Below are 10608 nucleotides of genomic sequence, written 5' to 3' on the forward strand. Positions count from 1 at the left end.
GATCACCCCCGCTGCCGGGTGATCTCGATCCCGGCGGAGGCCGCGTCGGGGAAGACGTCCAGCTTTTCGACGCGCACGGTGACGCTGTGCACCCGGGGGTCGGCCAACAGGCGGTGCGCCACCGTCTCGGCGAAGGTCTCCACCAGGTTCAGGTGGCCCTGGGCCGCTAGGTCGCGGACGATCTTCACCCCATCCTCGTAGGACACCACGTCGGCGATGTCGTCGCGGCGCTGGCCCTGGCGGTCCAGGACCATCATGTCCAGGTTCACGCGCAGGCGCTGGGCTTCGCGCTTCTCGTGCTCGTAGATGCCGATGGTCGCCATCACCACCAGGTCGCGCACGAAGATGCGGGCCAGCGCGGGGGGGGTGGCCGGGGCTTGGGGCAGGACCTTCACGGGCGCGGCCTTGGCGGCCGTACCCGTCACTTGGGCGAAGAGCTTGTTCATGGCCGCTCCTCTACCACCCCGCCCGGGGGGACGGGAAGGGGCCCTCAGTGCATCTCGGCGATGACGCGCTGGCGCAGCATGTCGATGGGGGCCAGCTGGCCGCCGTCGACATAGTGCCAGAAGGTCCAGCCGTTGCAGGCCGGCAGCCCCTGCATGGCCGCACCCACCTTGTGGATGGAGCCGTTATGCTCCCCCAGATGGTTGGCGCCCACCAGGGTGCCGTCGGCCTTGATGCGGGCGCTGTGGCGGCGGCGGGTGTCATAGAGGGTGGTGCCGGGCTGCAGCAGGCCGCGCTCCACCAGCCAGCCGAAGGGCACGCGGGGCTGGGCGCGCTTGGACGGCGGCTCCAGCAGTTCGGCCTCGGCCGCGGGTTCCACCGCCGCGATGCGCGACAGCGCCACCTCGGCGTAGGTCTTCTCCCGCTCGATGCCGATCCAGTTGCGGCGCAGGCGCTTGGCCACGGCCCCTGTGGTGCCGGTGCCGAAGAAGGGGTCCAGCACGGTGTCGCCCACGCGGGTGGAACTGGACAGCACGCGGTACAGCAGGGCCTCCGGCTTCTGGGTCGGGTGGGCCTTGTTGCCGTCGGCGTCGCGCAGCCGCTCCGAGCCCGTGCACAGGGGGAACAGCCAGTCGCTACGCATCTGCAGCTCTTCATTCAGGTTCTTCATCGCCTCATAGGCGAAGAAGTACTTGGCGTCCTGCGACTTGGCCGCCCAGATCATGGTCTCGTGGGCGTTGGTGAAGCGCTTGCCCCGGAAGTTGGGCATGGGGTTGGTCTTGCGCCAGATGATGTCGTTCAGGATCCAGTAGCCCAGGTCCTGCAAGATGGCGCCCACGCGGAAGATGTTGTGGTAGCTGCCGATGACCCACAGGGTGCCATCGTCCTTCAGGGCGTGGCGGGCGGCGGCCAGCCAGTCGCGGGTGAAGCGGTCGTAGGTGGCGAAATCGGCGAAGCGGTCCCACTCCTCATCCACGCCGTCGACGCGGGTGTGGTTGGGGCGCATCAGGTCGCCCGACAGCTGCAGGTTATAGGGTGGGTCGGCGAACACCATGTCGACCGAGCCGGCCGGCAGGTTCTGCATCAGGGAAACGCAGTCGCCCACAAGTATCCGGTTGGCGGGCGCCGCTTCGCGCGCCTTGGACTTGGTCTTGGAGTCAGTACGGGTTTCCGGGGTCTTCAACATGGGGAGTATTTCGCCGAATCGGTTGTGATTTTTGCCGACAATGAGTCGGCCCCGAGTCGCCGTCAATGTAATTTTTTAGGCAAGAGTCAGTAGAGTCAAAGGTTTAGGGCGAGTTGTTCTGAAATTGGAGCAAATGTACGGCGATGAACGGGCGTGACCCCCAATATCTTGATTGCGTCACGATGTTCGGCCGTGCCGTAGCCGGCGTTGCGTTCCCACCCGTAACCGGGGTGGGACAGGGCCAAATCCGTCATCAGGCGGTCGCGGGTGACCTTGGCGATGATCGACGCGGCGGCGATGGACAGGCTCAGCGCGTCGCCGCTGACCAGGGTGACGATGCGGGGACAGGACAGGCCCACCGGCCTTTGGTTGCCGTCCACCAGCGCCGTGACCGGGGTGGGACCGCCATCGGCCGCCAACTGCTCCACCGCCCGGCGCATGGCCAGGAAGGTCGCCTGGAGGATGTTGACGGTGTCGATCTCCTCCACGCTGCTGATGCCCACGCCCACCCGGGCGTTGGCGCGGATGGCGTCGAACAGGGCCTCGCGCGCGGCGGCCGTCAGCTTCTTGCTGTCATTGATGCCGGCGCACCAGGGCGGGGCTTCCGCGCTGCCGGGGGCGCAGACGGGCAGGATGACGGCGGCGGCGACCACCGGCCCCGCCAAGGGGCCGCGCCCGGCCTCGTCCACGCCGCAGACCAGGCTATCGGTGCCGTGGCCGGCGTCCAATTCGGGCCGCAGGGTGGGCGGGCCCAGCTGGATGAGGATTTTCGACGGCGGAATGCCAGGGACGGGCTTCTGGGGGACGGGCTTGGGGGGGCGCGGCATCGATCACAGCTACAGCATCGGAAAGGCGCCATGATGGCGCCCTGGCTGTCGCCCCGCAAGGATCGGCATGGGGAAGGGGAGTGTCGCTTGAGGCAGATCATTTTGCCACCGACGCATTGGGCGCAGCATGCGGCCATCACGGTATCCCATCCGGTTTCCTGATCACGTCCGCTGTCCGACAGGCTGTCCCCATGCGCCCCGATCTCGTCGCCAAGTATCGCAACCAGCGCGTCCCCCGGTACACCAGCTACCCGCCTTCCCCACAGTTCAGCGCCGCCGTGACGGCGGCGGACTATCGCCAGTGGTTGGGACAACTGACGGCGGCCGACACCCTGTCGCTCTACCTCCACATCCCCTTCTGCCGCAGCATGTGCTGGTATTGCGGCTGCCACACCTCGGTCGTGGAGCATGAGGCGCCCATCCGCCGCTACCAGGCGGCGTTGGAGGCGGAGATCGACGCCGTGGCCGGCGCCCTGGTGCCGGATCCGGCCATGTCAAAGGGGGGCGGCCTGCCGCCCGTGACCCATATCCATTTCGGTGGCGGAACGCCCACGCTGTTGCCACCCGACGCCTTCCTGTCGCTGATGGAGCGGCTGGCCCGGCGCTTCGGCCGTCCGGCGGCCACGGCCGAGATCGCGGTGGAGATCGATCCCCGCACCCTCACGGCCGCCATGGCGGCGGCCCTGGGCCAGGGCGGTGTCACCCGCGCCAGCCTGGGGGTGCAGAGCTTCGACGACCGGGTGCAGCGCGCCATCAACCGCGTCCAGCCCTACGCCGCCACGGCGGAGGCGGTGGCCCGCCTGCGCCAGGCCGGCGTCGGCGGCATCAACCTGGACCTGATCTACGGCCTGCCCCACCAGACGGTGGACAGCTGCGTCCAGTCCGTGGTCCAGGCCCTGGAACTGGCGCCCGACCGGCTCAGCATCTTCGGCTATGCCCATATGCCGTCGTTGAAGGCACACCAGGGCCGCATCGAGACGGCGGCCCTGCCCGGCGCCACCCAGCGGACGGAGCAGGCGGCCGCCATGGCGGCGGTGCTGGAGGCGGCGGGCTACGTCGCCATCGGCCTTGACCACTACGCCCGGGCGGACGACGTCATGGCGCTGGCCTATGCCGCCGGCCGGCTGAAACGGAACTTCCAGGGGTACACCGTTGATACGGCCACGGCGCTGCTGGGCTTCGGCGCTTCCGCCATCGGGCGCACCCGGGGCGGCTACATCCAGAACCTGGTGGCCGTTCCCGCCTATTTGAAGGCATGGGAGAACGGTGGCGATGGCTGGGCGGTGGCCAAGGGCCTGGCGCTGTCTGACGATGATAGGTTGCGCGCCGACATCATCGAGCAACTGATGTGCCGTTTCGCCGTGGACCTGGAGGAGACGTGCCGCCGGCATGGGCGCCCGCTGAAGGATATCCTGACGCCTGCGACGGAGCGCGCCTTGGCCACGCTCGCCACTGATGATATGATCGCCTGTGACAAAACCAGGGTCGAGGTCAGGGAGGAGGCTCGACACCTGGTCCGCAGCGTCGCGGTTCTGTTCGATGCCTACTTCGACCCGGAATCCGGACGCCACAGCTATGCCGTGTAGATTTTTTTCAGAATTTTTCAAGATAGGGTGGCCTGACGCGTCCGCGAAACCACCGGTGCTTCCTGCCTGCTTTCACAAACGGCCTTAGAAGACTGAAAAAAAACAGTCCCACTGGTTAACGGAGGAAAGCCCAAAGCCGCTGCTGCAATGCAGCAAAATGGCGATCGTGCCCCGCGAAAGTTGCATGAAATTACGAAGGCTGGCTGGTTTAAGACAGGCAGTGACCGAGAGAGTCATTTCCTGCATACCTGCCGCTTGCGTGCGTCTTAGAAATCGGGCATACGAAAACCCAACAAGGCTCGACTGTGAAGGTCGACAACGATCGCGAGCGGTGTTCAGGTCTGTGAAAATCAGGCCGCGGTGCTTGGGGCTAGCGCGGGTCAGGTTACGAAATAACCGGATACGCGTTACGGGCGCCGGATACTGCTTCGCACATGAAATTGGAGGCAGATGTGGGAAGGTCGATGTTGCGCGACCCCAGGGTTGCTGAACGATGTCCAGGCGGACCTCAGGTTCCGGATGTCGTGGATTGCCCCCGCGTCGTCTCCTGTAAATCCCTTCCGCTCGGATGCGCCCAGGCGTTTTCCGATGCGGTGTCTTCCTTCGTGATGTGACCGCAGGAAAATGCCTTACACCACAAAACAATCGTCAAACAGCCGGTTGATCGGGCTGGCCGCCACGGTCCTGATCCAGGCCGGCATCGTCTACGCGCTCTTCACCGGCCTTGCGAACAAGGTCGTGGAGGTGGTCAAGGGTCCTGTGGAGACCAAGATCATCGAAGAGATAAAGCCGGACACGCCGCCTCCCCCGCCGCCGCCGCCGCCGCCGCATGTCGATATCCAGCCGCCGCCCTTCGTGCCGCCGGTGGAGATCAACATCGAGAATCCGCCGCCGCCGCCGATCGCCCAGACCACGGCGACCAAGCCGCCGGTCGTGATCCCGCCGAGCGCGCCGGTCGCCCCGCAGGCCCCGCCCGCTCCGGCCGCCAGCCCGGTGAAGCTCGACCCCGCCAGCTTCAACCGCTATCAGCCGGAATACCCGTCGGCTTCGCAGCGTCTGAGCGAGGAAGGCCGTGTCGTGTTCCAGGTCTACTGCGACGCCAGCGGCAAGGTCACCGACGCCAAGGTGGTCGAGGGCAGCGGTCATGAACGTCTGGATGATGCCGTGGTCCGCCAGGCCCAGCGTGGTGTGTGGAAGTGCACCGCTGAGACCCAGGACGGGAAGTCCGTGGCCACGTGGTCGTCTACCAAGATGGCCTACCGGTTCCAGCTGAAAGACGCGCGTTAAAGAGTTCAAGAAAACCGGGGCCTCTTAGACGCTGCTGCGCGAGGGTTCCTCATCCCATCAACCCAAATGTGTTGGAATTGTCATGAGCATTAGGGAGCGTTTCAAGTCGACCGCCGGTTCCATGGTGCGTTTCGCCATGGTCGCCCTGGTCGTCGGTACCTTCGCCTCGGTCGCGGTCGCCCAGACCACGACCCCGTCCACCGACAGCACGGCCCCGGCCGCCGCCGCTCCGGCCACTGACACGGCCGCTCCGGCTCCGGCTGCCGGCAGCGAAGTCGCCGCTCCGGCTGCCGCCACTGAGACCGTCGAGAACCCCATGGCCTGAGCGCCCTGTGGAAGGGTGGTGACTTCGTCGCCCGTGGTGTTCTGATCATCATGGCCATCATGATGACCGGTACCTGGTACATCATCATCACCAAGCTGATCGAGCAGACCCTGCTGCTGCGCTCCGCCAACCAGGCCGACAAGTCCTTCTGGACCGCCCCGTCGCTGGCCGATGGCGCCTCCAAGCTGAACAAGAACAGCGTGTTCCGCATGCTGGTCGAAGACGGCCTGCGCGCCACCGAGCACCATGAGGGCACCCTGGTCGACCAGATCGACCTGCACACCTGGGTGACCATGCAGCTGCAGCGCTCGGTTGACAGCATCAGCAACCGTATGAAGTCCGGCCTGGCCTTCCTGGCCACCGTGGGCTCGACCGGTCCGTTCGTCGGTCTGTTCGGTACGGTGTGGGGCATCTATCACGCCCTGACCGCCATCGGCATCGCCGGTCAGGCCTCGATCGACAAGGTCGCCGGTCCCGTCGGTGAAGCGCTGATCATGACCGCCATCGGTCTGATGGTCGCCGTGCCCGCCGTGCTGGGTTACAACTGGCTGCTGAGCCGCAACAAGACCGCCATGGATCGCGTCCGTAACTTCTCCGCCGACCTGCACGCCCTGCTGGTCAGCGGCGGTCGTCTCGGCGCCGGCAAGTCCGCTCGGAGCGCCTAAGCCATGGGGATGAACGTCGGGCCTGCCGGCGATGGTGATGATGATGGTGAGGTCGTATCGGCGATCAATACGACCCCCCTCGTCGACATCATGCTGGTGTTGCTGATCATCTTCCTGATCACGGTTCCCGTCGTCACCCACACGGTGCCGGTGGATCTGCCGAGGGAAAAGAATCAGCCTACGAAGACGAAGCCGGAAAACATCATTATCGCGGTCAATCGGGATGGCGACATTTTCTGGAACGAGGCCAAGATGCCGGACTACAGCGCGCTGCTTGAAAAGCTCAAGACGCGCGCCGTGGAACAGCCCCAGCCGGAAGTCCACATCCGTGGCGACCGTAACGCTCGCTACGAATATGTGGGGCGGGTGGTCGTCGCGGCCCAGCGTGCCGGTATCGTGAAGATCGGCTTCATCACCGAGCCGCCCGCGGGCGTCCGCCGCCGCGCAATGACGTCCCGCCGGTAAGGAGTTAGAGCCATGGGTATGAACGTTGGCGAGGTGGTGAAGACGAAGCCATGATGGACATCAACACCACGCCGCTTATCGACGTGATGTTGGTGCTGATCATCATGCTGATCATCACCATTCCGATCCAAACCCACGCGGTGAAGCTGGACATGCCGGTGGGCAACCCCCCGCCGCCGAACGGCCCGCCGCCGGAAGTGATCAACATTATGGTGGACTTCGATAACACCGTTCAGTGGAACGGCGTTACGATCCCGGACCGCCAGACCCTGGAGCTGCATCTGCGGGATGCGGCGGCCAAGGTTCCCCAGCCCGAGGTTCATCTTTGGCCGAACAAGCTGGCCAAGTATGACACCGTGGCGATGGTCATGGCCGAGGCCCAGCGCCTGGGCGTGACCAAGCTGGGCCTGGTGGGTGCGGAACAGTTCATGGACTAAGTCCGTGTTCGCGGCGGTCTCGTTACCAAGCTGGTCTTGGGATGCGGGGCCGCCGCAACCGTTTTGCGTGGACCCCTCGTGACATTTTGGGGGCGGGGGGCCTTCACGGGGGCGCATGTCCCGAAAATTCCCCAATTGCCGGTTCTGATAACCCGAATGAGGGTCCGCTCGTCGGTCCAGCCCTTCAACAAAGCAGGTAGAGTCCTCGGAATGATCGCCAAGCACTTCCTTCGTGCCGCACTCCTCGCCTCGGCGCTCACCATGGGCGGCGCCGTTGTTGTCAGCGCGCCCGCGCCGGCCAACGCCGCCGAAGCCAAGAAGTTCAGCCCGGAAGTCGGCAATGCGCTGAAGGCGGCCCAAGAGGCGCTGAAGGCGGGCAAGTACAAGGACGCCCTGGAGAAGATCGACGAGGCGGAGAAGAAGAGCGGCAAGTCCGCCTTTGAAACCTGCACGATCGAGACCCTGCGCGGCTCCGCCTACAGCGGTCTGCGGGATTCAGGCAACCTGGCCAAGGCGCTGGAAGCGACGCTCGCCAGCTGCCAGCTGCCGGACGCCGAAGTGGTGAAGCGCGATCAGATGATCGCCGAATCCTACTTCACCGCGAAGAACTACACGAAGTTCTCGGCCGCCGCCGACAAGTACTACAAGGATGGCGGCACGGATCAGAAGCTGAAGGAGCTGTCCGTCCAGATCTACATGGATCAGAAGGACTACGCGAACGCCGCCAAGGCCGCGCGCGCCATGATCCAGGCTCAGGGCGGCAAGCCGTCCAAGACCATGCTGCAGACGGTGGCGAACGCCGAATACAACATGGACCACAAGCCCGCCTTCACCGAGGCCATGGAACGCTTGCTGGTCTACTACCCCGATGCCGACAGCTGGGATGGCGTGATCCGCGCGGTTCAGAAGCTGCCGGGCTTCAACTCCAACCGTCTGCAGATCGACGTGCTGCGCCTGCAGATCGCCACCGGCGTCGCCAAGGAAGCCGGTCCGTACCTGGAATTCTCGCAGCTGGCCATGAGCGATGGCCTGGGTGCCGAAGCCAAGGCCGCCATGGACAAGGGCTTCAAGGCCGGCATCCTGGGCAAGGCCCAGGGCGACCGTGAGAAGCGCCTGGCCGACATGGCCGGCAAGCAGGTCGAGGACGATCAGCGCAAGCTGCCGGATGACGAGAAGGAGGCGGCCGCCCAGCCCGACGGCAAGCAGCTGATCCGGGTCGGTGTTCAGTATCTGGCCCTGGGCAATTCCGCGAAGGCCATCGAGGTCATCCAGGCTGGCATCAAGAAGGATCAGCTGAAGTATCCGGAAGAGGCCAAGCTGCGCTTGGTCCAGGCTTACCTGGCCGCCGGCCAGAAGCCCAAGGCGGTGGAAGCCGCCAAGAGCATCAAGGGCACCGATGGCACCGCCGACATCGCCCGCCTCTACCTGATCCAGGCGGGCATCAACCCGTTCTCGTGATCGATCCGGCGCTGCAGCGCCGTGATGGAAATGGCGAAGGCCGGTCCCTGGTGGACCGGCCTTTGTCGTATCCGGGCGCCGGCATCCGCCGGCGTGGCCCGTCCTCGATTTCCGGTCCGCTGATGCTCCCCGGAAACCTTCAGCGCCCACAGTCGCGGGCTACGGCGGCGCGAGTCAAAACCTCGTGCCGCCGGTATCAGAACAATGTCAGCTGGTCGCCCGCGCGGGGGGGAGGCTGGAACAGGTCGCAGCGCATGGTCCAACGCCGCTGATCCAGGCCCAGGCGCCGGGCCGCCAGCTTGTAGCGGGCGGCGAGCAGCTGGGCGTAGGCGCCGGTACCGCGCATGCGGGTACCGAATTCGGCGTGGTTGCGTTTGCCGTCGCGGCATTGCCGTATCAGGCTCAGCACATGGTCGGCCCGGTCGGGCACATGCAGGCGCAGCCATTCTTCCATCAGGTCGGCCAATTCCATGGGTAGGCGCAACAGGATGTAGTGGCCCTGGGTGGCCCCCGCCTCCTTGGCGGCCGCCAGAATGGCCTCCAGCTCCGCGTCGTTTAGCGCCGGGATCATGGGGGAGGCCAGCACGCTGACGGGAACGCCCGCGGCCGACAACTGGCGCACGGCATCCAGGCGGCGCTGCGGCGTCCCGGCGCGCGGCTCCAGCCGCCGGGCCAGGTCGCGGTCCAGCGTGGTGATGGAGATGGCGACGCGTGCCAGCCCATCCGCCGCCATGGGGGCCAGGATGTCCAGGTCACGCAGCACCAGGGGCGACTTGGTGATGATGCCCACCGGGTGGCGGAAGTCCCGCAGCACCTCCAGCACGTCGCGGGTGATGCGCTCCGTCCGCTCCACGGGCTGGTAGGCATCGGTGTTGGCGCCCAGCGCGATCGGCTGGGGGCTGTAGCCTTTTGCCCGTAGCTCCTTGGCCAGCAGGGCGGGGGCGTCGCGCTTGGCGTAGAGGATGGTCTCGAAGTCCAAGCCGGGGGAATGGCCCAGGAAGGCGTGGCTGGGCCGGGCGAAACAATAGACGCAGCCGTGCTCGCACCCCCGGTAGGGATTGATGGAGCGGTCGAAGTTCACGTCCGGGCTGTCGTTGTAGCTGATGACGCTGCGCGATGTGTCCGACCGGATTTGCGTCGCTGGTGCCGTCTCCAGGTCCGCTTCCTCGTCCCAGCCGTCTTGGCCCGTCCTGGCCCAGCCGTCATCAGTGCGCATGCGGGTGTGGGTTTCGAATCGGCCCACCCTGTTGGACACCGTGCCACGGCCCTTCAGCGGGCGATCACCCAGGACGTCGACCATGATCCCCTCCGTTATCCGAGGGGCAGCCTACGCTGGTAAAAAACAGAACACAACATGAACATACTGCGAGACAACGCTCTCATCCGGGCAACAGAAAGGCCGCCCCGGCGACCGGCGGCGGCCTTTCCTGAACCGGTATGGCCTTCAGGCGGCGGAGATCGCCAGGCGGGCGCAGACGGCCTCGATCAGCAGCTGGCGGGCGCGGTCGACGATGTCGTCCATGGACGGCGTGCGCACGAACATGGCGGCGGCCCGTTCTTTCAGCTCATCCCGAGTCGGCAGGCTTGGCATGGAGGGCATGGACGGCTTGGGCAGGCTTGGCATGTGCAGGTCGGGCAGCGAGGGCATGTGCAACTCCGACAGGTGCAGCGAGGCTAGCATGGCTTCCGCCTGGACCCGCGCGTTCTGCAGCTTGTGCTGCAGCTCCACCTTCACCTCGGCCAGCGAGGGCGTGTCGGCCAGGGTGGCCTGCAGGCGGGCGGCGATCTGCTCCACATGGAAGGTGGCGGCCAGCTGGCCGGCGGCCTTTTCGATGATGGCCTTGCCAGGCGCTGCTCGCCCCGCACCACGGCGGGCGGCGGGCGGTGCAGATCCCAGGTGATGCCCACCCAGGAGAGCGCCTTCAGGA

General features: G+C 66.0%; 11 protein-coding genes and 1 pseudogene. 7 read left to right on the forward strand and 5 right to left on the reverse strand.

Annotated elements, in window-relative coordinates; translation table 11 throughout:
* Positions 1-2: 2 nt before the first annotated feature.
* The 3 genes from folB to I55_RS25505 form a co-directional block, all read right to left on the reverse strand.
* Positions 3-446: a dihydroneopterin aldolase gene (gene folB, locus I55_RS25495; protein ID WP_044563529.1), complete on the reverse strand. Its 444-nt coding sequence runs from the start codon at positions 444-446 to the stop codon at positions 3-5.
* Positions 447-490: 44 nt separating this feature from the next.
* Positions 491-1528 (reverse strand): site-specific DNA-methyltransferase, encoded by a 1038-nt coding sequence (locus tag I55_RS25500; protein WP_044563544.1) that lies wholly within the window; start codon positions 1526-1528, stop codon positions 491-493.
* A 197-nt stretch (positions 1529-1725) separates the two neighbouring features.
* The gene (locus I55_RS25505; protein ID WP_083901426.1) at positions 1726-2457 is read right to left on the reverse strand and encodes a ribonuclease HII; all 732 of its coding nucleotides are present in this window, start codon (positions 2455-2457) and stop codon (positions 1726-1728) included.
* 191 nt (positions 2458-2648) lie between these two features.
* Here I55_RS25505 and hemN point away from each other — a divergent pair, with 191 nt between their 5' ends.
* From hemN to I55_RS25540, 7 genes are all read left to right on the forward strand, one after another.
* Entirely contained in the window at positions 2649-4043 is a 1395-nt protein-coding gene (gene hemN / locus I55_RS25510; RefSeq protein ID WP_044563530.1) for an oxygen-independent coproporphyrinogen III oxidase, read from the forward strand.
* A 624-nt stretch (positions 4044-4667) separates the two neighbouring features.
* Positions 4668-5330 carry an energy transducer TonB gene (locus tag I55_RS25515; protein WP_044563531.1) on the forward strand — a complete coding sequence of 221 codons (663 nt, stop codon included), beginning with the start codon at positions 4668-4670 and terminating at the stop codon, positions 5328-5330.
* Positions 5331-5412: 82 nt separating this feature from the next.
* Positions 5413-5655 (forward strand): hypothetical protein, encoded by a 243-nt coding sequence (locus tag I55_RS39380; RefSeq protein ID WP_044563532.1) that lies wholly within the window; start codon positions 5413-5415, stop codon positions 5653-5655.
* A gap of 50 nt (positions 5656-5705) precedes the next feature.
* Positions 5706-6320 (forward strand): MotA/TolQ/ExbB proton channel family protein, encoded by a 615-nt coding sequence (locus I55_RS25525; RefSeq protein ID WP_307718729.1) that lies wholly within the window; start codon positions 5706-5708, stop codon positions 6318-6320.
* Positions 6321-6323: 3 nt separating this feature from the next.
* A complete protein-coding gene (locus I55_RS25530) occupies positions 6324-6785 on the forward strand; it encodes a biopolymer transporter ExbD (RefSeq protein WP_044563534.1) in 462 nt (153 codons plus the stop codon).
* 50 nt (positions 6786-6835) lie between these two features.
* Positions 6836-7222 carry a biopolymer transporter ExbD gene (locus I55_RS25535; RefSeq protein ID WP_044563535.1) on the forward strand — a complete coding sequence of 129 codons (387 nt, stop codon included), beginning with the start codon at positions 6836-6838 and terminating at the stop codon, positions 7220-7222.
* Between the two features lie 210 nt (positions 7223-7432).
* On the forward strand, positions 7433-8680 hold the full coding sequence (locus I55_RS25540; protein WP_044563536.1) for a hypothetical protein: 1248 nt from the start codon (positions 7433-7435) through the stop codon (positions 8678-8680).
* 196 nt (positions 8681-8876) lie between these two features.
* On the opposite strand, the gene I55_RS25545 is transcribed toward I55_RS25540, so the two are convergent.
* Positions 8877-9980, reverse strand: coding sequence for a PA0069 family radical SAM protein (locus tag I55_RS25545; RefSeq protein WP_044563537.1), 1104 nt, complete (start codon positions 9978-9980; stop codon positions 8877-8879).
* Between the two features lie 144 nt (positions 9981-10124).
* Positions 10125-10608: pseudogene (locus I55_RS37380) on the reverse strand (hypothetical protein); the annotation flags it as partial.

Source organism: Azospirillum sp. B4 (assembly GCF_000333275.1).
In the GTDB taxonomy this organism is placed as follows: domain Bacteria; phylum Pseudomonadota; class Alphaproteobacteria; order Azospirillales; family Azospirillaceae; genus Nitrospirillum.